This window comes from Candidatus Marithrix sp. Canyon 246, from assembly GCF_001723685.1.
GTDB lineage: Bacteria > Pseudomonadota > Gammaproteobacteria > Beggiatoales > Beggiatoaceae > Marithrix.
On sequence record NZ_MCBX01000005.1, the window covers coordinates 140,157 to 166,492 of the forward strand.

Sequence of the window (26,336 nt, forward strand, 5' to 3'; positions counted from 1 at the left end):
GTCATAAATTATGTTAATAAGGTTTACTGTAGAAAATTATTTATCGTTTAATGAACTGATTGATTTTAACATGATCGCTTCTGCTGAGGAGCGTCATAATCATCATATTTTACAAGGGCAATCTGCTGAAAATATAGACTTATTAAAAACATCTATTATTTATGGTGCTAATGCTTCCGGTAAGTCTAATCTTATGAAAGCAATGTCTTTTGCTCAAAATTTCATTGTTAATGGTGTAGCCAAAAATCTAACTATTGATGTAAAACCTTTTAAACTTGATAGTTCCTGTGAGAACAAACCATCTCGATTTGAATTTGAATTTTCTTATCAAGACAGACAATATGCTTACGGATTTGCTGTGGATAAAAATCAAGTTCATGAAGAATGGTTATTTGAAATTGGGCATGATATTGAACAGCCTATTTTTGAAAGAGTAAAACACAACATATCCTTTCATTTTGAACATGAATTATTTATTCATTTAACTGAAGAAGAACAACAAAGAATCAGTTATGAGGCTAGAAGCACCAGAGCAAATTTATTATTTTTAACTAATTGCCAAGAGCTTAATATTCAATCTTTACAATTTATTTATAAATGGTTTGCAGAAATTCTGATTATTGTGTTTACCAACTCTAAACATCAAGCCTTAACTTCTTTAGCTAAATTAAATATAGATTTTTTTAATAAAGTAATTAAACTTTTCCATTTTGGAATTGAAAAAATTCAAATAGAAGAATTTAAAGACAAGAAATCTGGAAATTTAGTATCAAAACTAATCACCATCAGAAAAAATAAAGCTGGCAATGAAGTTAAATTTGAAATCAAGGATGAATCTGAAGGTACACAGCGATTTATGGATTTTATCCCAATGTTAATCGGTTTATCTAAAGACAAAGTCTTTGTGATTGATGAAATTGAAAGAAGTCTTCACACTCTACTAATCAGAAGATTATTTGAGTTACTGTTACAACATCAATTATTTAATTCAGCAGCAAGTCAATTAATTGTTTCAACTCATGAAGTTAATTTATTAGATATAAAAAACCTGTTTAGAAAAGATGAAATCTGGTTTATGGAAAAAAACCAAAATGGAGAATCGGTATTGTATTCACTAGCTAATGCAGATGTAGATCATTTAAATCTCACAAAAGGTTATTTAAATGGTAGATTTGGTGCGATCCCCTTTATAAAAGATGTTAAAGATTTAGGTTGGAGTTTATAACTATTGATTTAAAGCACCAAAATTGTTAAGCTAAGGCATAATCATATTTATCTATAGGATAAACTATATGCTCTATGTCAATCGTTCAACAGAACAACAACTATTTACAGAAGCACTACGGCAAGGAACTTATTTAGATATAAATGGAATATATGGTCAAGGAAAAACAACATTTTTAAAATGGATACATGAAAATCAAAGCAATTACTATTGTATTTATATTGATTTATCGGATCCTGATACTGAAATACATAATGTACTTGCTAATTATCCTTATGATCAAACATTGCAGAAAATAGTACTTTGTATTGATAATACAGATGCTATTACTGCCAAGGATTGGCAAAATTTTGAAGAAAATATTGCAGAATACCCTGATTTAATACTGGTTACTGCTAGTCAAACACATACTCCATTTCACAACAAACTGAAACAGCGTCTAAAATTAATTACTCTTTCTAATTTTAGCAAAACTCAAATAATTGAAGGTTTTGAAGTTAAAGAAAATGTTGCTGATGAACTATTAAAAACCACAAATGGGCATCCGTTCAGTATTAATTTTCTTTTACAACAACAAAATTCTAATATAAGTGACTTAATAAAAGTACTTCTTGAAGAAAATATATTAAATCAATTAGAACTTGAAGTGAATCCTCATGAAGCGAAATTATTTCTGCAAACCATAGCACCGCTACGTTATATATTACCCAGAACCCAACATCACTTACTACTTCATTTTCTATCTCATTATGAAGCACAACAACCATTTTTAGCTGTTAGATTATCTAGTGAATTCCAAAAAATAAACCTATTAACTTGGGAAAGTGGAATCGGATATAAACTAAATGCCACTATACGGCATCTATTATTAACAGAAATATTCCGAATTAATAAACAAAAATTTTTAGTTATTCACAATAGTTTAGTAGAGTTATATGGCAATATGACTCATGAAAGCCTAGGTGAAAGTAAGATAACTAGATTTATTGAAAAACTTTATCATTATGCTGTGTTTTTAACAGCAAAAGAATCTGAAGAAGTTAATCAGCTTGTAGCTAAAGAAATACAAAGCTTTTTAAATCAAAATTTTGAATCAGATAGCAGCCTATTAATTAAGTTAAAACAAGACCTTAGTGATGATACAGGATTAGCAGAATTCATTGAAGTTGAATTTTTAATCAAGATTATTGATAATTTTATTCAAGGAGAAGAAGAAACAGAACCAACTCTGCAACCAAAAGCTTTAGTAGAAAACAATGTTTTATCACGCCCAGCAACTGCTGATACTGTTTGGATTAACCTGCTAACTAACCGCTTATTATCTATTGATCATGAATATGATCAAACAGAATTTATACTAGAACAAGGCGCAGGTATTAAAGGTAATTATCGCCTTAATACACCTTTAGAAGAACTAGGTGAAAATGATAGTGTGGTTTGGAAAGCAACTGATATTCTTCAAGAAGCAGCTGGTTCACGTGATAAATTAGTAGTAATTAAATTTTTAAGTCAAGCCTTTTTTAAAAAACATCCAGAAACATTAAAAAAATTAGCTGTTGAATTTAATTGCTATAAAAAATTGCATCATCCCAATTTAGCGGCAGCAGATGAAATTAATAATATCGGTAATTATATTTTTATTGTCATGGGATTTCTACAAGGAATACCATTAACACAATTTATTAAAAATAATCCTCAAGGCATATCCTTTAATGATGCGAAACCAATCATACAAGGTATTGGTAACGCTTTATCTTATATGCACAACAAAGGATTTTTCCATCTAGATTTAAAACCTAGCAATATTGATTATGATCCTGTGAGGAAATTTGCTAAATTAATTGCTATTGCACGCAACTTATCAGATACAGACTCTTCTCCTGCTGATGATGTTTATGCCTTTGCTTGTATCACTTATGAATTATTATCAGGTAAACATCCTTTTGATAGCAAAACAGCTTTAAAAGCTCAGCCCATAGACAAATTAACTCTAGAACAAAATCAAACCTTATTAAAAGCACTTGAAGCACTTGAACTTGAGAAAGAACAAAGAATTGCAACAATAGATCAATTTTTAGCTGGCTTATTTCCACCACCACCAAAACCACCAATGTGGGTTAATTTATTCACCTCTGCTTTACTATCTGAAGATGAACAAGAAACTATAATTGAAGAAGGTACAATTATTAGAGATAATTATCGTTTACTTCAAATTATTAATGAAGAAGGTTTTGGCACAGTATGGCAAGCAATTGATTTAACCATTGATAATAAAGATGAATGTTATGTTGCAATTAAATTTGTCGATCAAACACTGTTCAAACAAAATGTTGACATACTTAAAAACTTAGTATATCAATATTCTAAAACTAATAGATCTAAAAAAATTTCTAATGCAAATATAGTAATGGCTGATGAATTAGATCGTTTTGGTAATAAAATATTTACAGTGATGGAATTTTTAGCTGCTATTTCATTAAAAGATTTGTTGAAAGAATATCCTCAAGGATTACCCTTTAAAAAAGTCAAAGCTATTATTACAAGCTTAGCTCAAACAATTAAAGCGGCACATGAAAAAGGTTTAACTTGTTTAAATATCGCGCCAACAAATATTTTTTATGATCCTGATAGAAAAATAACTCAAACAATTCAATTTGATATTACTAGCCCTTTTAAAGAAGAACAAATACAAGCTTATCAAAGCATTGAAATATTATCCAATTTAGATCCATCACCAGAGGATGATATTTATTCCTTAGCTTGTATAACTTATGAATTACTAACAGGTGAACATCCCTTTGCTGGTAAAACTGCATTAACTGCCAATGAAGAAAACTTATCTCCTAACTCAATTCCACAACTTAAAGATACAAAATCTGAAATTCTATTACGTAGTTTATCATTTAAAAAAGAAGATAGAATTATAAAAATTGATGATTTTATCAATAAAATTTTCACCAAATACCACAAACATTTTATGATGCTTAACTTCTTTAGTAATAGAACGAGAACCTAATAATATTGGAAAAAATAAAATGTTAATTACTGTTGAACAAGCTGCTGAAAAAATTCAAGCAGGAAAAATTTTATTGATAGCAGGAGATGAACAGCTATTATCACAATTACCAAAAGGTAAATGGATAGCTGGCACCATTCCATATTTTATGACTAAAGAAGCTGGTGGCTTAGCATCTCACACACACGTATTTGTTAATGAAATGAAAGATTTCGTTGAAAATATCAAAATTATCAGTTACAAGGAAAAACAATTAGCACGCATTACTAGTGACGCTCCTGATAATGGCTTTTCATTTATTATCATACCAGCAAATAGTTCCGCTCATTTTACTTATGCTCAAAATGCTCCAAACTTCAAGAATATTTTCTTTAAACCTATTTTGGGTTGGATAGCCGGCATCCACCTAAGTCAATTAGGAGATGTTATTCCAAAAGTATTTAATGGTGAAACCGGAGAAGATTTTGATCAAGATGCGATTGTGATGCACATCTCATTGCGTCAAGATAAAATGGCAATGATATATATTCTAAACCTATTTGAACAAGGCAATGGTGATGACATCACTTTTGATAAAGAAGGTTTTCAAGTTGAAGATTGCTATATCAATGGAAAACAACAAAATTTTGTTGAATATCTATTAAAAAATTCAATAGATACTAAATTACCTTTAGTAGCGGATTACTATGGCACTGAGATTAATGTTGCTATTCAACAGATTGATGAACAAAAACCAATTGTGAATTTATATGCACCTGTATTTAAAAACATTACTTATAAAATCGCGGCACCAATATCAGACTATGTAAGCGAATTTTATCAACAATTTCCTAAATATTCAGTTAATCCAATTTTATCATGTAATTGTATTTTAAACTATCTTTATGGCGAATTGGAAAACCAACACACTGATCCAATTGTTGGACCAATGACTTTTGGTGAAATAGCTTATCAATTATTAAATCAAACTTTAGTTTATTTAGAAATAGAAACTTTATCATGAACAACTTTATAGTAACCAACGAAGCAATAATTAGACTGATCGCATTTTTAGCCATTATTACCATAATGGCTATATGGGAAACTAGGAAACCGATAATGACATTAAGCATATCTAAAAAGCAACGCTGGATGAACAATTTCGGTTTAGTAGCATTAAACGTCATAATATTACGCATATTATTTCCTACCGCAGCAGTTGGCGCAGCGATTTTTGCAACAAAACATAGCTGGGGCTTATTTAATAATATTACATTATCATCTTGGATAACTGTGATTATATCATTGATAATAATGGATATGCTTATTTACTTTCAGCATAGAATATTTCATAAAATTCCAATATTATGGCGACTACACTTAGTACATCATGCCGATTTAGATTATGATCTAAGCACCGGTTTACGCTTTCACCCCATAGAAATCATTTTATCTATGCTAATTAAGTTTGCTATAATTTTATTATTAGGAGTACCAATTATTGCAGTAATACTATTTGAAATTATACTAAGTAGTTTAGCCATATTTAATCATAGCAATATCAGCTTTCCTAAAAAACTAGATCGTATTCTACGCTGGTTTGTAGTAACTCCAGATATGCACCGAGTACATCATTCTGTAGAAATCGATGAAACTAACAGCAATTATGGTTTTAACCTACCTTGGTGGGATCGTTTATTTAACAGCTATCGCGAACAAACTCGTGCAACAAATATAACAATTGGGCTTCCAGAATATAGAAAACCTCAACAGGTATATGGAATCATTCAAATGTTACGTTTACCATTTAATAGAGTTTCATAAATTAAATAGTATCTTCAACAAACAACAATACCACAATTAAAGACAACACAGCTTTAAGTGTTCCAACTATTCCGCCAATTATTAATGGTTCGCCTCCTGCCTGCTTAATTGAAGCAAAGGTAATTTGCATTCCTAAACCTACTAATCCAAAAGCAAATAACCATGTTATAAATTGACGGAACTTATTGATTTTGTTCGCTGTATGGCGAACTGCTTTGTGTGCTGATTTTAAAATTTTATTCGCTGCTTCTGATAAAATTTTCGCATTGACTAATCCTCGTAAGCTATTGTCATCATCTATTGACATCACTTTTTTATTTTCAATTAATCGCGTCAATGCCGCTTTATAATCTTCTCTTACTACTTTCGTTTGTTCAACTTTTAATATTGAAAGATTCGCCGCTGTTAATAAACTTGCATTTTCATTATCAAAATATTTACCCTTATAATGATTTGCTGGAGCAAAAATACCTGTAGAAGACAGAGCAAACATTACTATAAAGCCTAATACAAAAATTGGAAATTTCTTCAGTGCTACCTGAGCAACATTGACATTTGGTGCATTTTCTTCACGTTTTACATACCAGATTGCTAACCATATAACAATAATTGGTAAAATTAGCACCCGAGTAATATTAAAAATTTCTGCAACTTTTAAAGTTTCGATACCATCAGGCTGATAAGCTAAAGCGGCTCCGGCAACTTGTGCTGAATTCAAAATTCCAGTACCTGCCCATGCTCCAAATTGTACATATCCTAAATCGAGTAAATGACCAATTACAGGAAATAGAAACATACATCCTACGCCCCAAAGTAGAATTGTACCGATAGTATAAGCAATTTCTACTGATTTAGCTTGTACTACTGGAGCTGAAGCTACTGTAGCTGAGACTCCACAAACTCCCATACCTGCTGATAACACACCACCCATTGAATTAGGAATATTTAGTCGTGTTCCCATCCATAACACAATACCAACTGAACCTAATACAAATACTCCTACCATCAACACAGATAAAAACCCTAGTTGTTGTAGTTCTGCTAAACTATATAAAGTTCCTAATAATACTACACCAGTTTTTAAACCTAAACGTGATAAGCGTATGCCATTTTTTGCCCAATCTGGAATTTTAAAAAAGTTGACAATAATAATACCAGTTAATATTCCTAATACAATATAATTTAAACCTAAGACTTGGTGTAAATATTTAGCCCCCATTATTGGACCCATTTCCTTACTTAGTACAGCTACAAATGGTGCGACAAACCAACGAATGATCATTGCAATAAATAAAATAAACATCGCTCCAGCAACAGTAGATAAATAATAGTCTAAATGACCCTCCTTATGTGTACCAAGATAATTCCATAATCCAACAACCAAGGCAATAGTTCCAAATAAATAAGATAAATAAGTCATTTCACTCAGATGTTTTTTTATCTGAAGATAGTTAATGACTCCGTCAATCAAACTAAAATCTACCAACAGCGCGATTGTTAGCATCATGACACCCATAATTAATAAAGCGGGATGTTTTTTTGTATAAACCATGTATTTGTCTCCAAAAAAATATATAATTCTACTACTATATATCAATAATTTCTCATTCATTAATTTGGAGTTCATATGCGTTATATAATCGCAATTTGTTTAATGCTAATACAAAATCAAAGCTTAGCAGGCACTAGAATCATTAATGGCAGCACAGCTAATTCAACAGATTGGCCTTGGATCGCTTCAATTACGATTTCAGATTCATCAACATTACAAGGGGCATTTTGTGCTGGCAGTTTAATTCATCCATCTTGGGTTGTAACAGCGGCGCATTGTGCTAAAAACAATATTGATAATTTACAAGTAGCATTAGGCAGACATACATTAAGTGATGAAAACACAGGAGAAATAATTAAAATAAAAAAAATCATTAAGCACCCAAATTATGATAATGACCCTGAAAACCCATTATCCGATATAGCATTAATACAGCTTGAGAAACCATCTTCTCAACCAATTTTAAGAATAGCTGAAACTTATAACAAGTTAGATAGCAAAGATGCTTTAGCAACTGTTATAGGCTGGGGATTGACTAATGTCAATGATAAATCTTCAATTTCAGATAAATTACAACAAACTTCTATACCTATTGTTTCTAATGCAGTTTGTAATGCTCCAGAATCATATAAGGGTGATGTAAAAGATTCTATGCTATGTGCTGGTTTAGCTGAAGGTGGTACTGATGCTTGTATTGGTGATAGTGGTGCGCCGTTAATGGTAAATACAGATATTGGTTGGCAACAAGTAGGTATTGTCAGTTGGGGCGAAAGTTGCGCTCAACCAAATTTTTATGGTGTTTATACCAGAATGTCATCATTTAATCATTTTGTGACAACAAATATTTGTACACCAAAAGATATTCCTGCAACACCAAATTTAAGCTTGAAAATCAAGGAACAAAATGTCATTGTAAATTGGGATAAAATCGAACCAGCTGATGGTTATCAATTTTATTATGCACCCTATTCTGAACCTATGACAGAAGTAACTTTTAATAATATTAATAGTTTTTCTATTAAAAATACCAATAGTTTGACTAAAACTTTAGATGGTAAAACTAATTTTTATATTGCAGTTCGCGCTTATAAAGGCAATTGTTATAGCAATTTTTCTAATCTTGGAACTATTTTATGAGCAAACTAACACATTTTAACAATGCTGGTGAAGCAGAAATGGTAGATGTCAGTGATAAAGCTAGTACAGATCGTATTGCTATTGCTGAAGGCATTATTACAATGCAAACTGAAACTTTAGAATTAATTATGCAAGGTGGGCATAAAAAAGGCGATGTATTAGGAATTGCGCGAATTGCAGGCATTATGGCTGCAAAAAAAACCAGTGAATTAATTCCATTATGTCACCCATTAATGATCAGTAAAATAAGTGTTGATTTAACACCTTTAGCATCAGAAAATGCAGTATCCTGCCAAGCAACTGTAAAAACAACTGGACAAACTGGGGTAGAAATGGAAGCCCTAACAGCAGTGCAAATATCACTATTAACTATCTATGATATGTGCAAAGCAGTAGATCGAGCTATGACGATAGAAAATGTTGGTCTAAAGAAAAAATCAGGGGGTAAATCAGGTGAATGGATCAAAACCTGACAGGTTTTAAAAACCTGTCAGGTTTAAAAACTATCTAACGTCGTCGAGAATGCGATTGGTTGCTTGGTTTACGTGAAGCATTAGAATAATTTTTCTTACGCGCAACTCCTGAATTATTACCATTACCGCGAAACTTACGTTTTTTATTACGAGTTTTTTGTTGTAATTTACGTGTTGGCTCCAGCCCTTCGATGATATAACGAGGTACTGATTGCCCAGTATAACGTTCAATACGTTCTAAATGTCGCATATCATCTGGTAAAGCAAAAGAAATCGCCGTTCCTTCAGCACCAGCACGCCCTGTACGACCAATACGATGTACATAATCTTCAGCAAAACGCGGTAAATCAAAGTTGATAACATGGCTAATACCAGTAATATCAATACCACGCGCTGCTACATCTGTAGCTACCAACACACGTACTTTACCACGACGCATATTGGTCAAAGCGCGATTACGTGCCCCTTGTTTCATATCACCATGTAAAGCCGCAGCTGCATATCCCTCAGTTCTTAATGAATGAGCTAAATCATCTGCGCCTCTCTTAGTTGAAGAAAAGATAATTGCTTGTTTTAAATTTTCATCATCAAGAATATGATGCAATAAACGAGTTTTATGTCCTGGATCATCTGCAATATGCAAACGTTGTTCAATATTTTCTTGCGTAATTTCAGTTTCAACTTGAATACGCTCAGGATTATTTAATAAACGCTGTGCTAATTGCGCCATTCTTTTATCCCAAGTAGCTGTAAATAATAGAGTTTGTCTATCTTTAGCAGTAGCATCAGCAATTTTATTTACTTCAGTCACAAACCCCATATCTAACATACGATCAGCTTCATCTAACACCAACATTTGGACATTAGATAAATTTATACGACCTCTTTCTATATGATCGATTAAACGACCCGGGGTTGCGACTACAATATCTACTGGGCGTGACAAATTTTTCAATTGTGGACCATAAGGCATACCACCTAGTAAACTAATACTAGTAAAGCGTAATTTCTTGCCATACTTATTGATAGCTTGACTCACTTGAGTAGCTAATTCTCGTGTTGGAGTAAGTATTAAATTTGACGGCTGACCAGCTTGCCTTCTCTTTGAGCTATTGTTAGCAATACTGTTTAATATTGGTAATACAAATGCCGCTGTTTTACCAGTTCCAGTATTGGCAGAAGCAATTAAATCAGCACCTTCCAATGCTTTAGGAATAGCCTCAGCTTGAATTGGTGTAGCTGTGGTATAACCACAATGTTCGATAGATTTTAGAATCGAAGGATGTAATGCAAAATTTTTAAAAGACACAAATATTTCTCTTTCAGACAAAAGCTAAATGCAAGCCGTAAGCCTGAAGTTTGAAATAATTGCTATCAGTCACGGCTAGTGCAACAAAACCCAATATAATTGGGATGATTATTATACAATTCAACTATTAATTATTAAAGATCTCTTAATAATTCATTTAAACCCACTTTACCACGTGTTTTTTCGTCAACTTGTTTCACAATCACTGCACAATACAAGGAATATTTACCATCTGCAGATGGCAAATTACCAGAAACAACTACTGAACCCGGGGGAATATAACCATAGCTGATTTCACCAGTCATACGATTATAAATTTTAGTACTTTGTCCAATATATACCCCCATAGAAATGACTGAACCTTCTCCAACAATTACCCCTTCAACAACTTCTGAACGAGCACCAATAAAACAATTATCTTCAATAATAGTTGGAGCAGCTTGAACTGGTTCTAAAACTCCACCAATTCCAACACCACCTGATAAATGTACATTTTTACCAATTTGAGCGCATGAACCAACAGTAGCCCAAGTATCAACCATAGTGCCACTATCAACATAAGCTCCAATATTGACATAAGATGGCATTAACACTACACCGGGGGCAATATAAGCACCTTTACGCACTGATGCCGGAGGTACAACTCGCACACCAAATTTAGCAAAATCGCGTGAACTGACATCAGCATATTTGGAATCTACTTTATCGTAATAATTAGTAAATCCGCCCTTCATAAAACGATTGTCTTGAATACGAAATGACAATAAAACTGCTTTCTTCACCCATTGATTAACAATCCATTTGCCATCCTGCTTTTCGGCTACACGTAATTTACCCTCATCTAATAAGCTTAATGTTTTTGTGATTGCATCCTTAATCTCAGCAGTGATTTCAGATTTAAGATCAAAAGCTTGATCAATAATGTTTTGTAATTGATTCATATTAATTATTTTTTATAAAAGTATAGATTCGGTTAGCGGCTTCAATACATTCATCTAAAGATGCGACTAAAGCCATGCGAACATAATTTTCACCCGGATTGACATCATTTGCAACACGCGATAAAAAACTACCGGGTAAAACTGTTACATTTTGTTGGCTCAATAATTCCAGAGCAAATGTCTGATCATTAATTGGTGTTTTTGCCCACAGATAAAACCCACCGGGCGGATGTTGTAAAAAAGGCAAAACTGGTTTCAGAATATCTATTACTGCTGCAAATTTTTGCCTATATAGAATACGATTTTCTATAACATGTGTCTCATCTTGCCAAGCGGCAATACTTGCATTTTGTGTGGCTAATGACATAGCGCAACCATGATAAGTACGATATTTTAAATACTTACTAATTATATTGGCATCGCCTGCAATAAATCCAGAACGTAAGCCGGGGGCATTAGAACGTTTAGAAAGACTATGAAATACTACACAATTTTTATAATCTGGTCTATTTAATAAATGACAGGCTTCTAATAAACCAATTGGAGGTTTGGCTTCATCAGCATATATTTCAGAATAACATTCATCAGCGGCGATAATAAAATTATATTTATCAGAATATTCAATTAATTTTTTTAATATAGATATATCTAATATATTACCACTGGGATTACTAGGTGAACAAATATATAATAACTGACATTGTTGCCAAATATTGCTAGCTATAGAATCATCAAAACTATTAATAAACCACGGCGTAGCACCAGCTAATTTAGCTGCTCCCTCATAAATTTGATAAAAAGGATTTGGCATTAATACTAAGGGATTTGAAGTTTGACTATTTACCACCGTTTGAGCAAAGGCAAATAGGGCTTCACGAGTACCATTTACTGGTAAAATATGAGAATTAGGATCAATATTCTCTAAATTAAAGCGACGCGAAAGCCAATATGCTATACTTTCACGCAAAGTCAAACTACCCTTAGTAGTTGGATATTTAGCTAAATTCTTATTTAAATCCTTAGCCATTGCCTGAATAATAATATCAGGGGTTGCATGTTGCGGCTCACCAATAGATAATTTAATTGAACTTAAATTTGTAGGTGGAACAACATTGTTAAAAAGATTATTTAATTTTTCAAAAGGATAAGCTTCTAGTAAATTTAAATTTGGATTCATATATATTTATGTATAGTGGTTGCTATTAAAGCATAACATCTCTATACTATAAAGAATAAATTTTTTAACGAATGGGCCTTGCGCCCATTTTTTATTGCTTAATTAATGATGTTAGATCAAAAATTACAAAAATTACTAACTCCTGTTATAACAGCATTAGGCTATGAGTTATGGGGTATAGAACTCCTCAAACAAGGAGGCAGTAATCTTATCCTGCGTATATATATAGATCATTTGGATGGAATTAATTTAGATGATTGTCAAAAAGTGAGTTATCAAGTAAGTGGTGTATTAGAAGTCGAAGACCCGATACCGGGTAATTACACTTTAGAAGTATCATCCCCCGGATGGGATAGACCCTTATTTACACTTGATCATTTTATAAGTTCAATTGGTCAGATAGTTAAAGTGCGTCTGAATCGTCCACTAAATGCTCGACGCAATTTTAGTGGTTTAATACAAGGTGTAAATGATTCTAATATCATTTTACTTGTAGATGATACAGAATATAGTTTACCCTATGATCAAATAAATAAAGCACATATTGTGCCTAAATGAATATAGGTAGCACAATGAATAAAGAAATTCTTGTAGTTGTAGATATGGTTTCTAATGAAAAAGGCGTAAATAAAGATGTTATTTTTAATGCCTTGGAATGTGCTATAGCTAGTGCTACTAAAAAAAATTATGAACATGAAGTTGATATATCTGTTCATATTGATAGAAGAACTGGAGATTATAAGGCTTTTCTACTTACACAAAACCCTGATATTAATCAAGGTGAAGTGCTTGAAACTGAGATTGAGTCTGTAGGATTAGATAGAATTGGAGCGCAAACTGCTAAACAAGTGATTGTGCAAAAAATTCGTGAAGCCGAACGGCAACAAATCGTTGAAGCTTATCAAGACAAACAAGGAAATTTAATTAGTGGTTCTGTAAAACGTATTGTTCGCGGTAACGTAATTATTGATTTAGGTGGACATGCTGAGGCTTTAATTGCTCGTGAAGATATGATTAATCGTGAATCTGTACGAATTGGTGATCATTTACGTGGTTATTTACACACTGTACGTTCAGAACCACGTGGTCCGCAATTATTTTTAAGTCGCACCGCCCCAGAATTTTTAATCAAACTATTTGCTTTAGAAGTTCCTGAAATCGGCGAAAATATTATTGAAATAATGTCTGCTTCTCGTGATCCCGGTTTGCGTGCGAAAATTGCGGTTCGTACTAATGATAGTCGTGTAGATCCAGTAAGTGCTTGTATTGGTATGCGTGGTTCCAGAGTGGCTGCAATTTCTAATGAGTTAGCAGGTGAGAGAGTTGATATAATTATATGGGATGAAAATCCTGCACAATTTGTAATCAATGCCATGTCTCCTGCCGAAGTAGTGTCTATTATTGTAGATGAAGACAATAATACAATTGATGTTGCAGTACAGGAAGATCAATTATCTCTAGCTATTGGGCGTAGTGGACAAAATGTGCGACTTGCAAGTCAATTAACAGGTTGGAATTTAAATGTTATGACTGAAGCACAGGCAGAAGAAAAACATGAGAAAGAAGCTATTGCGGTATTAAAAATGTTAATGTCTAATTTAGACATTGAAGAAGACATCGCAAGTGTTCTAGTGCAAGAGGGTTTTTCTAGTCTGGAAGAAATTGCATATGTACCTTTACAAGAGATGCTGGAAATTCAAGAATTTGATGAAGATATAGTTAAAGAGTTACGTCAACGAGCGAAAAACCTTTTACAAGCGGCTGCTCTGAAAGAGGAAGAAGAAAATAAAATACAAGTGACTGAGGAATTGCGTACAATGGCGGGCATGAATGATGAATTAGCGAAACAAATGGCGCGTCATGGATTTTTAACGATGAATGATCTTGCTGAACAATCAGTAGATGATTTATTGATACTGGATGGAATGGATGAAAAACAGGCTGGTGAATTAATTATGACTGCCCGAGCTTCTTGGTTTCAATAAACAGTTATCAGTTATCAGTTATGATATAAAATAGTTATTCATTTACTACATTATAACTGACTGATAATTGGTAACTGAATAACTAACAACTGTAAGGAATTATAACTGACGTATGAATGAGGTAACTGTACAAAAATTTGCTGATAATGTTCTAAAAACACCTGTTAAAGGTTTATTGGCAAAATTAAATGATGCTGGTTTAGCGGCAAAAAAACCAGATGATAAAATCAATAGTAAAGATCAATTACAATTAGTAAATTATTTACTAAATAGTAATGTGAAAGATAGCAATAGCAAAACTCCAGAGAAAGTCCATATAATACGTAAAGAGCAGAGTAAAATTAAATCTCCTCAAGGACGTAGAGGTCAAGCAAAAACAGTGTCTGTCGAAACCAGAAAAAGCCACACTTACGTTAAAGTGAATAAAGAAAAAGCTCTTAATCAACAACGTTTAGCAACTATAAAACAAAATATAGAAACAGAACTTAATAAAGGAAGTACTGCTGTCAATACTAGTAAAAAACCCTCACAGAAAGCTGTGAAAAAAAATCGTTCTGCTGCCAGAAATACCAATACAACTACAACTATACAGCTTAAAACTAAAAAGACCAAATCGTTCACTGACCCTAATAGTTTTACTAATACTGATACTAAAACTACAATACAAGTTAAAACTAAAAAAAAGGTCACAGCAGAAAAACCTGAAGCTTCAGCTACTGATAAGAAGAAAACTACTCCAGCTAATAAAAGACGGAGACCAAATCGCAACAAGCCTAATTATCAGAAACCAGCTACTCAGAAGCCGGCTACCACAACAACAGAGCAGAAAAAAGCTCCTACACCAGCAGCAGCACCAGCACCAGCACCAGCACCAGCACCAACTGTAGATAATAATTCTAATACGAAAAATCCTGCAAATAAACGTAATAGAAGAGGAGTTAAGCAGCAACAAGGCAATCAAAATAATAATTTCAGAAAACGCAATGATAACCATCGTGGTGGTGCAAGGCGAAATAGAAAACCGATAATTAACAAAGAACCACAACATGGTGATTTTCAAAAGCCAACTGCGCCAGTTGTACATATAGTTCAGTTACCAGAAACTCTAACAATTTCTGAATTGGCACAGAAGATGTCATTAAAAGCGGCTGAAGTAATCAAAACCTTTATGAAAATGGGTACAATGGTTACTATCAATCAGGTAATTGATCAAGACACTGCTTCTATTATTGTCGAAGAAATGGGTCATACTGCTAAGTTATTAAAGGACAATGAACTAGAAGAAAGCTTGCAAGTTGAACAAACAGGAGATGCAATTCATCGCGCTCCAGTAGTGACAATTATGGGTCATGTTGATCATGGTAAAACCTCTTTGCTTGATTATATTCGCCGAACTAAAGTCGCTTCTGGTGAAGCTGGTGGTATTACTCAACATATTGGTGCATATCATGTTGATACGCCAAAAGGTACCGTTTGCTTTTTAGATACTCCGGGTCATTCAGCCTTTACAGCTATGCGGGCACGAGGTGCTAAAGTAACTGATGTTGTGATTTTGGTAGTTGCCGCTGATGATGGTGTTATGCCGCAGACACTAGAGGCAATACAACATTCTAAAGCAGCTAAAGTACCCATAATAGTAGCAGTCAATAAAATTGATAAGCCAGACGCTGATCCAGAACGAGTTCAGCAGGAATTAGCTGCTAAAGAAGTTGTACCTGAAGATTGGGGCGGTGATACTATGTTTGTTAATGTATCTGCTAAATCTGGTGAAGGTATTGATGATTTATTAGATGCAATTTTATTACAAGCAGAAGTTTTAGAATTAACAGCCATTTCAGAAGGTAATGCTAAAGGTATTATCATTGAATCACGTTTAGATACCGGCAGGGGTCCTGTTGCAAGCTTATTGATTCAAAGTGGTAGCTTAAAGAAAGGTGATATAGTATTAGCTGGTAAAGAGTTTGGTCGTGTGCGAGCCATGTTAGATGAAAATGGTAAGCAAATAGATAAAGCCGGACCCTCAATTCCAGTTGAAATATTAGGTTTATCAAGTACTCCAAATGCTGGCGATGAGGCTGTTGTAGTTGCTGATGAGCGTAAAGCTAGAGAAATAGCATTGTTTAGGCAAGGCAAGTATCGTGAAATAAAACTAGCTCGTCAACAAGCCGCTAAACTAGAAAATATGTTTTCTCAGATGAAAGCCGGCGAAGTTAGTAAGCTCAACATAGTGTTAAAAGCTGATGTAAATGGTTCAGTAGAAGCTTTACAAGATTCCTTGATGAAATTATCTAATGATGAAGTTCAAGTTAAGATAGTTGCTAATGGTGTTGGTGGTATTAATGAATCAGATGTGAATTTAGCAGTAGCTTCTAATGCAATTATAATTGGCTTTAATGTACGGGCTGATCCTAGTGCTAAACGTTTAATTAAAGAAGAAAGTGTCGATTTACATTATTATAGTGTTATATATGAGGCTATTGATGAAGTTAAACATGCTCTAAGTGGTATGTTGGCACCAGAAATAGTAGAAACTATAGTCGGTTTGGCAGAAGTACGTGATGTCTTTAGATCACCAAAACTTGGTGCTATTGCAGGTTGTTTAGTCATTGAAGGTACTGTGACACGCAATAAACCAATTCGGGTATTACGCGATAATGTGGTGATTTATGAAGGTGAATTAGAATCATTACGTCGCTTTAAAGATGATGTTACTGAAGTCAAATCTGGTATCGAGTGTGGTATTGGGGTTAAAAACTATAATGATGTTAAAGCTGGTGATCAAATCGAAATTTATGAGAAAACTTCTGTAGCTAGAACATTATGAAAGAATTCAGCCGTAATAGGCGTGTAGGTGAACAAATTCAACGTGAATTAGCCAGCATTATTAGTAGAGAAATTCGTCATCCTGATTTAGGTATGATAACAATCTCTGCGGCTGATGTATCGCCAGATTTGAAATTTGCACGAATTTATGTAACTGTTTTAGGTGGTAAATTTGATGCTGAGCAGACAGTAGAATATTTAAACGCTGAAGTAAAGCGGATACGTCATGCTTTATCAAAATGTTTGACTATTCGTGTAACACCACGCTTGGTATTTGTATATGATAGTTCTACAGAATATGGTAATCGCTTATCGGCATTAATTGATTCTGTAAAAAAATAATAATGGCAAGAAGACGACGTAATGGACGCAATGTACATGGAATTTTACTGTTAAATAAGCCGGTTGGTATTAGTTCTAATGCTGCATTGCAAGTTGTAAAAAGATTATTTAACGCAAATAAAGCTGGACATACTGGTAGTTTAGATCAATTGGCTAGTGGCTTATTACCTATTTGTTTAGGTGAAGCCACTAAGTTTTCCGGGTTTTTACTAGATGCTGATAAATATTATCAAGCAGAATGTGCTTTAGGGGTTACTACAACTACGGCTGATGCTGAAGGTGAAGTTTTACAAACACGAGATGTTGAAGCTATTAATAAACATGATATTGATAATATCATTAAAAAGTTTATTGGTACAACTGAACAAGTGCCTCCAATGTACTCCGCTCTGAAACATAAAGGTCAAGCACTGTATAAGTTAGCACGTCAAGGTAAAACGATAGAACGTAAAGCGCGTTCTATCACAATTTATGACTTGCAACTCAAAAATTGGACTAAAGATCGTTTAGATATAGAAGTGCATTGTTCAAAAGGTACTTATATTCGTACTTTAGCTGAAGATATTGGAGAAGCTTTAGGATGTGGCGCACATATCAGTGCTTTGCATCGTTTTGGAGTCGGAAAGTATCGTGATATGTTTGATATTGCTACATTAGAAGATTATGCTAACCAAGGCGGCTTAGAAGCTTTAGATAATTTATTGTTGCCTATGGATACAATATTACATTATCCTAAAGTAATTTTAAGTTCTGACATAGCTTATTATTTTAAGCAGGGTCAAGCGGTACAAGTGGCTAAAGCACCAACTGATGGCTTTGTCAAATTATTTACTGATGAAGCAATTTTTTTAGGTTTAGGTAAAATATTAGAAGATGGTCGTATTGCACCTAAGCGACTTATTAATTTATAATTTTTTAGAGAGAAGTTAAGCATGGCATTAACTGTTGAAGAAACAGCACAAATAGTTCAAGAACATCAACATTCAGAGAAAGATGTAGGTTCTACAGAAGTACAAGTAAGTTTATTAACAGCAAATATTTTAAAATTGTCTGCACATTTTAAAATTCATAAAAAAGATAATCATTCTCGTCGTGGTTTAATTCACATGGTAAATAAACGACGTAAGTTGCTTAAATTTTTAAAAAGACAAGATGTTACTCGCTATCAAGATTTAATAGCTAAATTAGGTTTACGCCGCTAATTACGAACAAATTAATATGACCTTTCATAAAAAACATTTTCAATATGGTCAGCACAGCATTACCTTAGAAACTGGTGAAATTGCTCGTCAAGCAGATGGAGCTGTGGTTGTGAGCATGGGTGAAACGGTAGTATTAGTTACCGTTGTAGGTATGAAAGATGGAGATTCTAATAAGGATTTTTTTCCATTAACAGTTGATTACCAAGAACGTGTTTATGCAGCGGGTCGTATTCCCGCTAGTTATTTTAAACGCGAAGGTCGTCCGACTGAAAAAGAAACTTTAACTTCACGATTGATTGATCGTCCACTTCGCCCTTTATTTCCTAAAGGTTTTAATAAAGAAGTGCAAGTAGTTGCGACTGTGATGTCTTTAGATCCAAATATTGATCCTGATATTTCTGCACTTATAGGTAGTTCTGCTGCATTAGCTATTTCAGGCTTGCCTTTTAATGGTCCTTTTGCTGCGGCACGAGTTGGTTATATTGATGGTGAATATATTCTTAATCCTAGTTTTGGTCAATTAGATAATTCTGATTTAGATTTAGTAGTTGCAGGTGCAGAACAGGCTATTTTAATGGTCGAGTCTGAAGCTAAGCAACTTAGTGAAGAGGTCATGTTAGGCGCAGTTTTGTTCGGACATGAGCAAATGCAAGTTGTAATTAATCAGATTGTTGAATTTGCAGCTGAGGTTAATAAGCCAATGTGGGATTGGCAGGCTAAAGCTGCTGATGAAACGCTAGCAGAAAAGCTTAGATCAATTGGAGAAACTCTTTTAACTGAGGCTTATACAGTTAAAGATAAATTGTTGCGTCGTGATACTTTATCTACAGTTCGGAAGCAATTGCTTGAACAAGTCATTGAAGAACAGTGGTCTGAAGCTCAAGTTATGAGCGCGATTGAACATTTAGAAAAGGATTTAGTACGTTCTAGTATTCTTGCTGGTAATCCTCGTATTGATGGACGTGATAATAAGTCAGTACGTCCAATTACTATCCGTACAGGTGTTTTGCCACGCACACATGGTTCTGCATTGTTTACTCGTGGTGAAACTCAAGCTTTAGTTGTTACTACTTTAGGTAGTGATCGTGATGTACAAATGATTGATGCTTTAGAAGGTGAACGTAAAGATGCGTTTATGTTGCATTATAATTTCCCTCCTTACTGCGTGGGAGAAATTGGACGTGTAGGTTCACCTAAAAGACGTGAAATTGGTCATGGACGTTTAGCTAGACGCGGTGTAGAAGCTGTTTTGCCTGCAAAACAGGATTTTCCTTATGTGCTGCGTGTAGTCTCAGAGATTACTGAATCTAATGGTTCTAGTTCAATGGCAAGTGTCTGTGGTACCAGCTTATCTTTAATGGATGCTGGTGTGCCTTTGAAAGCACCTGTTTCTGGAATTGCTATGGGTTTGATCAAGGAAGGTGATCAATTCGTGGTTTTATCGGATATTATGGGTGATGAAGATCATCTTGGTGATATGGATTTTAAAGTTGCTGGCACCACTGGCGGTGTTACTGCTTTACAAATGGATATTAAGATAGATGGTATTACTCGTGAAATTCTGGAAAGTGCCTTAACGCAAGCTAAAGATGGTCGTTTGCATATTTTAAATATCATGATTGAGGCACTGCCAGAACCACGGCAAGAAATGTCAAAATATGCACCGCGCATTTTAACATTTAAAATCAAGCCCAACAAGATTCGTGAAGTAATAGGTAAGGGTGGTGCAACTATTCGATCTATTACGGAGAAAACTGGTGCTATTGTTGATATTACAGATGATGGTGTGGTCAAAATTTCTTCAATTGATTTAAGTGCTGGCGAAGAAACTCGTAAACAGATTGAAATGATTACCGCCGAAGTTGAGGTTGGTAAAGTTTATGAAGGCAAAATAGTTAAAATAATGGATTTCGGTGCATTTGTAAGTGTATTGCCGGGTAAAGATGGTTTAGTTCATATTTCACAAATTAGTGAAGAGCGAGTAGAAAAAGTCAGTGACAAGCTAAGTGAAGGTGAAACTGTCAAAGTTAAAGTACTTGAAATAGATAAACAGGGAAGAATCCGTTTAAGTATGAAAGGTATTGATTAATTATTAATAGGGCAACCATAAAGGATTGCCCCTGCTATACCATAACATATATTGGCATCTAACAAAGAAGATGCCACCATTTCCGCCATTGCTTGCGCCCATCCTTTCTCAAAATCATCAGGTTTAGCTTCTATAACGCAAAGTGATGGCTTTGCCATGCTTCCATACTTGGTTCTAGGAGCAATTTAAGATCGGGCTGATGATTCTTTCACATATCAAATTTTCTTGCTACTTCTTCAATTGTATTAAATTTACCATAAGACATATATAATCCATGTAATTTACAATCTATTGACAAATCTTCTTAACATTCCGCAAATGTTTTTTAAAGCCTTCACTTAAATTCGGATGTTGTAGTGCATAATCAACTGTTGCTATTAAGTAGCCTAGTTTACTGCCACAATCATAACGAGTGCCTTTAAATTGACATGCTAGTACTTGTTCTTCAACTAATAATTTCGCAATTGCATCTGTTAGTTGAATTTCTCCACCAGCTCCTTTTCCTAAGTTTTCCAGATAGGGTTTTTCAATTATATGATTGATTTTTAAGACACCTTCATACAGTTCTTCTGGTTCAATAATACCGTATTTTTCAGTGTCTTTTTGTGATAAGCATGGTAATTCTTCACCATTGATTAAATCATCTGCTAGCAAGTCATATTTGCCGCGTTGTTCTAATTCGTCTTCTAATTCTTGATTTTTATCAAAGTGATTTTCTATAGCGGTTTTGCTGCCACTGGTAACAAAGATTAATTGTGAGGACATGTAATTACAGAATCTAATGTCATAATAAGTAAATTGTTAAAAACAATAATTTAACTTTATATTGAAATTATAATATAATGATTTTGAAATTATAATATAATGATTTTAATTTTGAGGTAAATATTAAAAATATATGATTAAGTTAGAAACAATTTTTCCTTTTTTAATTTGGTTTAGATTAACTACAAAAGAAACTTTTAAAGCCGATTTTATGGCTGGTTTAACTGGGGCTGTGATTGTCCTACCTCAAGGTGTGGCTTTTGCAATGATCGCTGGTCTTCCACCGGAATATGGATTATATACGGCGATGGTCACACCCATTATAGCTGCCCTCTTTGGCTCCTCATTACATCTTATATCCGGTCCAACAACGGCTATTTCTATTGTAGTCTTTTCGACTATCAGTCATCACGCTGAGCCGGGCACAGCAGAATTTCTCAATCTAGTTTTAACACTCACCTTTTTAGCCGGTGTTTACCAACTCGCATTTGGCTTGGCGCGTTTGGGAACTTTAGTCAATTTTGTGTCTCATTCCGTTGTTGTAGCTTTCACAGCTGGAGCTGCCATTCTTATTATGACCACCCAATTGAAACATGTTTTGGGTGTGTATATTCCTAAAGGTGAATCTTTTTTACATACATGGATAGATGTTTTTAATCAGATAGGCGATATTAATTATTATATATTAACGGTGGCATTATCAACTTTTATATCAGCTCTGCTGTTCAAACGTTTTTTGCCCCGCCTGCCTTACATGTTGCTGGCGATGATTTTTGGAAGCTTAGTTAGTTTGTTGCTCAATGGTCAAGCGCATGGTGTTCATTTAGTTGGGGAAATGCCATCTAATTTACCTCCTTTATCAATGCCAGATTTTTCCATAGATACGATACGTCAATTAGCTCCTGAAGCTTTTGCAGTGGCACTATTAGGTTTAATTGAAGCTGTCTCAATTGCCCGCTCGGTTGCCACCAAATCTCATCAACATATTAATGGCAATCAAGAATTTATTGGTCAAGGCTTATCCAATATGGTTGGCAGTTTCTTTTCTAGTTATGCTGGTTCTGGCTCATTTACTCGTTCAGGCATTAATTATCAAGCAGGAGCTAAAACTCCTTTATCGGCAATTTTTGCAGCGGTATTCCTAGCCTTGACTATATTATTAATTGCTCCATTAACAGCTTATTTGCCTATTGCCGCTATGGGTGGCATCATCCTAATAGTTGGTTATAACTTAATTGACTTTCATCATATTAAAGGAATTATCAAAGCCAGCCGCTCAGAAACCAGCGTGTTAGTTGTGACTTTTTTGGCAACTTTATTTTTAGAATTGGAATTTGCCATTTATGCTGGTATTTTATTATCTTTGGTATTTTATTTAAATCGAACTGCACGTCCTAAAATTGTCACTTTAGCCCCTGATCCAGAAGAAAGACGACGCCATTTTACTAATCTTGAACGTAAAACACTAGCAGAATGTCCACAATTAAAAGTGATTCGTATTGATGGTTCCCTGTTCTTTGGTGCTGTGAGTTATACTTCAAGCACATTACGCCAAATGAAGGAAAAAGAACCAACATTAACTCATATATTAATAGTGGCTAAGCCAATTAATTTTATTGATGTTGCTGGAGCAGAAATGTTAGTTCAACAAGCTAAATATTGGAAAGCACAAGGCGGTGGCTTATATTTATGCGGGCTAAAAATGAAAACTGAGAAATTTCTGCGACGTGGCGGTTATTTAAATGAAATTGGTGAAGATAATCTATTTACTACCAAAAAAGATGCTGTAGCTGAGATTTTTAAAGACTTAGATCATCAGTACTGCCAAACTTGTGAACAGCGTATTTTTCGTGAATGTAAGCAGTTCCATTAACTGGAACTATATTGTTCTAGGAAAGTTGTTTCTGTCTAATTAAACCTGACAGCTTAAACTCTGTCAGGTTTGATCTTAATCTATCTATTGACAAATCTTCTTAACATTCCGCAAATGTTTTTTAAAGCCTTCACTTAAATTCGGATGTTGTAGTGCATAATCAACTGTTGCTATTAAGTAGCCTAGTTTACTGCCACAATCATAACGGGTGCCTTTAAATTGACATGCTAATACTTGTTCTTCAACTAATAATTTCGCAATTGCATCTGTTAGTTGAATTTCTCCACCAGCTCCTTTTCCTAAGTTTTCCAGATAGTTAAATATCTTTGGTGTAAATAGATAACGTCCAACTACGCCTAAATTTGATGGTGCTTGTTCTGGGCTGGGTTTTTCAATTATATGATTGATTTTTAAGACACCTTCATACAGTTCTTCTGGTTCAATAATACCGTATTTTTCAGTGTCTTTTTGTGATATTTCTTCAACCGCAATTACGCTAGTTTGTTGTTTTTCATATATTTGTACCATTTGTGATAAGCATGGTAATTCTTCACCATTGATTAAATCATCTGCTAGCATTACGGCAAATGGTTCGTCGCCTACCACCGGTTTAGCACATAAAACAGCATGACCCAAGCCCAAGGCTTCTGGTTGGCGTATATAAATACATGAAACACCTTCTGGCACTACATTTTTTGCCATTGCTAGCAAGTCATATTTACCCCGTTGTTCTAATTCATCTTCTAATTCTTGATTTTTATCAAAGTGATTTTCAATAGCTCCTTTGCTACTACTGGTAACAAAGATTAATTGTTCAATACCAGCAGCAACGGCTTCTTCAGCGGCATATTGAATTAATGGTTTATCTACAATTGGTAACATTTCTTTAGGGCTAGCCTTGGTGGCTGGTAAGAAGCGTGTACCTAAACCTGCTACTGGGAAAACTGCTTTGCGAATAGTTTTTTTAGTTGCCATATATTTTTTCATTAGTGTCTAAAATGTCGCATTCCGGTAAACACCATTGCCATATCATATTCATCAGCGGCTGCAATGACTTCATCATCACGAATGGAGCCACCGGGTTGTATTACTGCTGTAATACCTACTTCTTTAGCAGAATCAATGCCATCTCTAAATGGGAAGAAAGCATCTGATGCCATAACTGAACCTTGCACTTCTAATTTTTCATCTGCCGCTTTAATCGCAGCAATTTTGGCACTATAAACCCGACTCATTTGCCCAGCTCCAATGCCTATAGTCATATTGTCTTTACAATATACTATCGCGTTGGATTTGACAAATTTAGCTACTTTCCATGCAAATAGTAAGTCTTGTAGTTCCTTATCTGTCGGTTGTCGCTTGCTAACTATTTTTAGATCATCCGCTGTGATGATTCCTAAATCACGATCTTGCACTAAAAGTCCGCCATTTACTCGTTTAAAGTCTAAACCATTAGGGCGTTGTGCTTGCCACATTCCAGTTGCTAATACACGCACATTCTTTTTAGTTGCTAAAATTGGTTTAGCATCTTCAGCGATTTCTGGAGCAATAATAACTTCAACAAATTGTCGATCCACAATCGCTTTAGCAGTTTCAGCGTCTAATGAGCGATTAAAGGCGATAATTCCCCCAAAAGCTGAGGTAGGATCAGTTTTAAAAGCCCTATCATAAGCAGCTAAAATATTATCACCTGTTGCTACGCCACACGGATTGGCATGTTTAACAATAACACAAGCAGCTACTTCAAAAGATTTGACACATTCTAAAGCTGCATCAGTGTCTGCCACATTATTGTAAGACAGTTCTTTGCCTTGTATTTGTACTGCGGTTGCAATACAAGGTTCTTGAATTTTGGTTTCTGTATAAAATGCCGCTTTTTGATGTGGATTTTCTCCATAGCGCATTTCTTGAACTTTTTGATATTGCAAGGATAAAAACTTACTATCACTTAAATAGTTAGCAATAGCACCATCATAGCTAGCAGTGTGTGCAAATACTTTTTGGGCTAAAAAAAAGCGAGTTTCTGTTGTAACTGCGCCATTATTAGCAACCATTTCTTGCAATACAGTTTCATAATCACTAGCATTAACAACAACTGTAACAGCGGCATGATTTTTAGCGGCGGAGCGTAACATAGCTGGACCACCTATATCAATATTTTCTATAGCCATATTTAAATCACAATCAGGTTTAGCAATAGTATCCTCAAACGGATATAAATTAACTACTACTAAATCAATTGGATTAATTTGATGTTGATTCATCACTTCATCATCAACACCGCGCCGCCCAAGTAAACCACCATGAATTTTAGGATGTAGAGTCTTAACTCTACCAGCCATCATTTCAGGAAAACCAGTATAATCAGATACTTCTATAACTGAAACTCCATTATCTGCTAGCAATTTGGCAGTGCCACCAGTTGATAAAATTTCAACACCTTGCTCAGACAAAGCCTTAGCAAAATCTACAATTCCTGATTTATCAGAGACGCTAATAAGCGCACGTTTAATACTTAACATATAATCCTACTAATTATTATTAATTTTTCTGTAGGGTGGGTAGAGTGACAACGAAACCCACCAAAACCATCGAAAATGGTGGGTTTCGTTGTCACTCTATTG

Annotated in this window: 22 protein-coding genes; 14 read left to right on the forward strand and 8 right to left on the reverse strand. The window is 34.3% G+C overall.

The annotated features are described in order from the left end of the window. Positions 1–10 precede the first annotated feature (10 nt). The 4 genes from BHU68_RS05320 to BHU68_RS05335 all read left to right on the forward strand — a co-directional run bounded on the left by BHU68_RS05320 (position 11) and on the right by BHU68_RS05335 (position 6,044). Positions 11–1,225 carry an AAA family ATPase gene (locus tag BHU68_RS05320; protein ID WP_069470085.1) on the forward strand — a complete coding sequence of 405 codons (1,215 nt, stop codon included), beginning with the start codon at positions 11–13 and terminating at the stop codon, positions 1,223–1,225. Between the two features lie 67 nt (positions 1,226–1,292). Further along, a complete protein-coding gene (locus BHU68_RS05325; RefSeq protein ID WP_069470084.1) occupies positions 1,293–4,241 on the forward strand; it encodes a protein kinase domain-containing protein in 2,949 nt (982 codons plus the stop codon). A 19-nt stretch (positions 4,242–4,260) separates the two neighbouring features. Then, positions 4,261–5,244 (forward strand): DUF6976 family protein, encoded by a 984-nt coding sequence (locus BHU68_RS05330; RefSeq protein ID WP_069470083.1) that lies wholly within the window; start codon positions 4,261–4,263, stop codon positions 5,242–5,244. Next, positions 5,241–6,044: a sterol desaturase family protein gene (locus tag BHU68_RS05335; RefSeq protein WP_069470082.1), complete on the forward strand. Its 804-nt coding sequence runs from the start codon at positions 5,241–5,243 to the stop codon at positions 6,042–6,044. The genes BHU68_RS05330 and BHU68_RS05335 overlap by 4 nt, the downstream gene beginning before the upstream one ends. 1 nt (position 6,045) lies before the next feature. Here the strand turns inward: BHU68_RS05335 and BHU68_RS05340 are convergent, their stop codons facing one another. Further along, the gene (locus BHU68_RS05340; protein ID WP_069470081.1) at positions 6,046–7,596 is read right to left on the reverse strand and encodes a YeiH family protein; all 1,551 of its coding nucleotides are present in this window, start codon (positions 7,594–7,596) and stop codon (positions 6,046–6,048) included. Between the two features lie 75 nt (positions 7,597–7,671). Here BHU68_RS05340 and BHU68_RS05345 point away from each other — a divergent pair, with 75 nt between their 5' ends. Together BHU68_RS05345 and moaC are read left to right on the forward strand one after the other, a co-directional pair. Further along, positions 7,672–8,733 (forward strand): S1 family serine peptidase, encoded by a 1,062-nt coding sequence (locus BHU68_RS05345; RefSeq protein ID WP_069470080.1) that lies wholly within the window; start codon positions 7,672–7,674, stop codon positions 8,731–8,733. Then, on the forward strand, positions 8,730–9,206 hold the full coding sequence (gene moaC / locus BHU68_RS05350) for a cyclic pyranopterin monophosphate synthase MoaC (RefSeq protein ID WP_069470079.1): 477 nt from the start codon (positions 8,730–8,732) through the stop codon (positions 9,204–9,206). The genes BHU68_RS05345 and moaC overlap by 4 nt, the downstream gene beginning before the upstream one ends. A gap of 34 nt (positions 9,207–9,240) precedes the next feature. Here the strand turns inward: moaC and BHU68_RS05355 are convergent, their stop codons facing one another. The 3 genes from BHU68_RS05355 to dapC all read right to left on the reverse strand — a co-directional run bounded on the left by BHU68_RS05355 (position 9,241) and on the right by dapC (position 12,633). Next, positions 9,241–10,515, reverse strand: a complete 1,275-nt coding sequence (locus BHU68_RS05355; protein WP_069470078.1) for a DEAD/DEAH box helicase — start codon at positions 10,513–10,515, stop codon at positions 9,241–9,243. Positions 10,516–10,649: 134 nt separating this feature from the next. After that, positions 10,650–11,456 (reverse strand): 2,3,4,5-tetrahydropyridine-2,6-dicarboxylate N-succinyltransferase, encoded by an 807-nt coding sequence (dapD, locus tag BHU68_RS05360; RefSeq protein WP_069470077.1) that lies wholly within the window; start codon positions 11,454–11,456, stop codon positions 10,650–10,652. 1 nt (position 11,457) lies between these two features. After that, the gene (gene dapC, locus BHU68_RS05365; RefSeq protein ID WP_069470076.1) at positions 11,458–12,633 is read right to left on the reverse strand and encodes a succinyldiaminopimelate transaminase; all 1,176 of its coding nucleotides are present in this window, start codon (positions 12,631–12,633) and stop codon (positions 11,458–11,460) included. A 105-nt stretch (positions 12,634–12,738) separates the two neighbouring features. Here dapC and rimP point away from each other — a divergent pair, with 105 nt between their 5' ends. The 7 genes from rimP (at position 12,739) to pnp (ending at position 21,074) form a co-directional block, all read left to right on the forward strand. Then, complete coding sequence (gene rimP / locus BHU68_RS05370) at positions 12,739–13,191, forward strand: ribosome maturation factor RimP (RefSeq protein WP_069470075.1); 453 nt, start codon at positions 12,739–12,741, stop codon at positions 13,189–13,191. Positions 13,192–13,205: 14 nt separating this feature from the next. Beyond that, positions 13,206–14,618 carry a transcription termination factor NusA gene (gene nusA / locus BHU68_RS05375; RefSeq protein WP_069470219.1) on the forward strand — a complete coding sequence of 471 codons (1,413 nt, stop codon included), beginning with the start codon at positions 13,206–13,208 and terminating at the stop codon, positions 14,616–14,618. 112 nt (positions 14,619–14,730) lie between these two features. Next, entirely contained in the window at positions 14,731–17,442 is a 2,712-nt protein-coding gene (gene infB / locus BHU68_RS05380; protein WP_069470074.1) for a translation initiation factor IF-2, read from the forward strand. Then, positions 17,439–17,783: a 30S ribosome-binding factor RbfA gene (rbfA, locus tag BHU68_RS05385; protein WP_216092594.1), complete on the forward strand. Its 345-nt coding sequence runs from the start codon at positions 17,439–17,441 to the stop codon at positions 17,781–17,783. Before infB ends, rbfA begins: the two co-directional genes overlap by 4 nt. A 2-nt stretch (positions 17,784–17,785) precedes the next feature. After that, the gene (truB, locus tag BHU68_RS05390; RefSeq protein WP_069470072.1) at positions 17,786–18,694 is read left to right on the forward strand and encodes a tRNA pseudouridine(55) synthase TruB; all 909 of its coding nucleotides are present in this window, start codon (positions 17,786–17,788) and stop codon (positions 18,692–18,694) included. A 21-nt stretch (positions 18,695–18,715) separates the two neighbouring features. Beyond that, entirely contained in the window at positions 18,716–18,985 is a 270-nt protein-coding gene (gene rpsO, locus BHU68_RS05395; RefSeq protein ID WP_069470071.1) for a 30S ribosomal protein S15, read from the forward strand. 16 nt (positions 18,986–19,001) lie between these two features. Next, the gene (gene pnp / locus BHU68_RS05400) at positions 19,002–21,074 is read left to right on the forward strand and encodes a polyribonucleotide nucleotidyltransferase (RefSeq protein WP_069470070.1); all 2,073 of its coding nucleotides are present in this window, start codon (positions 19,002–19,004) and stop codon (positions 21,072–21,074) included. On the opposite strand, the gene BHU68_RS17140 is transcribed toward pnp, so the two are convergent. Next, the gene (locus BHU68_RS17140; RefSeq protein WP_171899490.1) at positions 21,071–21,232 is read right to left on the reverse strand and encodes a hypothetical protein; all 162 of its coding nucleotides are present in this window, start codon (positions 21,230–21,232) and stop codon (positions 21,071–21,073) included. The two genes, pnp and BHU68_RS17140, sit on opposite strands and share 4 nt — an antisense overlap. 130 nt (positions 21,233–21,362) lie before the next feature. Next, positions 21,363–21,839 (reverse strand): hypothetical protein, encoded by a 477-nt coding sequence (locus tag BHU68_RS05405; protein ID WP_069470069.1) that lies wholly within the window; start codon positions 21,837–21,839, stop codon positions 21,363–21,365. Positions 21,840–21,972: 133 nt separating this feature from the next. On the opposite strand from BHU68_RS05405, the gene BHU68_RS05410 reads away from it, so the two are divergent. Beyond that, positions 21,973–23,712 (forward strand): SulP family inorganic anion transporter, encoded by a 1,740-nt coding sequence (locus tag BHU68_RS05410; RefSeq protein WP_069470068.1) that lies wholly within the window; start codon positions 21,973–21,975, stop codon positions 23,710–23,712. An 84-nt stretch (positions 23,713–23,796) separates the two neighbouring features. On the opposite strand, the gene galU is transcribed toward BHU68_RS05410, so the two are convergent. Then, positions 23,797–24,699, reverse strand: coding sequence for a UTP--glucose-1-phosphate uridylyltransferase GalU (gene galU / locus BHU68_RS05415; protein WP_253181236.1), 903 nt, complete (start codon positions 24,697–24,699; stop codon positions 23,797–23,799). After that, complete coding sequence (purH, locus tag BHU68_RS05420) at positions 24,699–26,234, reverse strand: bifunctional phosphoribosylaminoimidazolecarboxamide formyltransferase/IMP cyclohydrolase (protein ID WP_069470067.1); 1,536 nt, start codon at positions 26,232–26,234, stop codon at positions 24,699–24,701. The genes galU and purH overlap by 1 nt, the downstream gene beginning before the upstream one ends. Positions 26,235–26,336: the final 102 nt, after the last annotated feature.

What these genes read in the sequence shown, in the direction of transcription:
- pnp (WP_069470070.1), top strand. Translation starts at nt 19,002, where the DNA reads ATGACCTTTCATAAAAAACATTTTCAATATGGTCAGCACAGCATTACC.
- nusA (WP_069470219.1), top strand. Translation starts at nt 13,206, where the DNA reads ATGAATAAAGAAATTCTTGTAGTTGTAGATATGGTTTCTAATGAAAAA.
- BHU68_RS05330 (WP_069470083.1), top strand. Translation starts at nt 4,261, where the DNA reads ATGTTAATTACTGTTGAACAAGCTGCTGAAAAAATTCAAGCAGGAAAA.
- BHU68_RS17140 (WP_171899490.1), bottom strand. Translation starts at nt 21,232, where the DNA reads ATGGCAAAGCCATCACTTTGCGTTATAGAAGCTAAACCTGATGATTTT.
- galU (WP_253181236.1), bottom strand. Translation starts at nt 24,699, where the DNA reads ATGAAAAAATATATGGCAACTAAAAAAACTATTCGCAAAGCAGTTTTC.
- rpsO (WP_069470071.1), top strand. Translation starts at nt 18,716, where the DNA reads ATGGCATTAACTGTTGAAGAAACAGCACAAATAGTTCAAGAACATCAA.
- moaC (WP_069470079.1), top strand. Translation starts at nt 8,730, where the DNA reads ATGAGCAAACTAACACATTTTAACAATGCTGGTGAAGCAGAAATGGTA.
- rbfA (WP_216092594.1), top strand. Translation starts at nt 17,439, where the DNA reads ATGAAAGAATTCAGCCGTAATAGGCGTGTAGGTGAACAAATTCAACGT.
- BHU68_RS05340 (WP_069470081.1), bottom strand. Translation starts at nt 7,596, where the DNA reads ATGGTTTATACAAAAAAACATCCCGCTTTATTAATTATGGGTGTCATG.
- BHU68_RS05410 (WP_069470068.1), top strand. Translation starts at nt 21,973, where the DNA reads ATGATTAAGTTAGAAACAATTTTTCCTTTTTTAATTTGGTTTAGATTA.
- infB (WP_069470074.1), top strand. Translation starts at nt 14,731, where the DNA reads ATGAATGAGGTAACTGTACAAAAATTTGCTGATAATGTTCTAAAAACA.
- purH (WP_069470067.1), bottom strand. Translation starts at nt 26,234, where the DNA reads ATGTTAAGTATTAAACGTGCGCTTATTAGCGTCTCTGATAAATCAGGA.
- dapC (WP_069470076.1), bottom strand. Translation starts at nt 12,633, where the DNA reads ATGAATCCAAATTTAAATTTACTAGAAGCTTATCCTTTTGAAAAATTA.
- dapD (WP_069470077.1), bottom strand. Translation starts at nt 11,456, where the DNA reads ATGAATCAATTACAAAACATTATTGATCAAGCTTTTGATCTTAAATCT.
- BHU68_RS05320 (WP_069470085.1), top strand. Translation starts at nt 11, where the DNA reads ATGTTAATAAGGTTTACTGTAGAAAATTATTTATCGTTTAATGAACTG.
- BHU68_RS05325 (WP_069470084.1), top strand. Translation starts at nt 1,293, where the DNA reads ATGCTCTATGTCAATCGTTCAACAGAACAACAACTATTTACAGAAGCA.
- truB (WP_069470072.1), top strand. Translation starts at nt 17,786, where the DNA reads ATGGCAAGAAGACGACGTAATGGACGCAATGTACATGGAATTTTACTG.
- BHU68_RS05405 (WP_069470069.1), bottom strand. Translation starts at nt 21,839, where the DNA reads ATGTCCTCACAATTAATCTTTGTTACCAGTGGCAGCAAAACCGCTATA.
- rimP (WP_069470075.1), top strand. Translation starts at nt 12,739, where the DNA reads ATGATGTTAGATCAAAAATTACAAAAATTACTAACTCCTGTTATAACA.
- BHU68_RS05335 (WP_069470082.1), top strand. Translation starts at nt 5,241, where the DNA reads ATGAACAACTTTATAGTAACCAACGAAGCAATAATTAGACTGATCGCA.
- BHU68_RS05345 (WP_069470080.1), top strand. Translation starts at nt 7,672, where the DNA reads ATGCGTTATATAATCGCAATTTGTTTAATGCTAATACAAAATCAAAGC.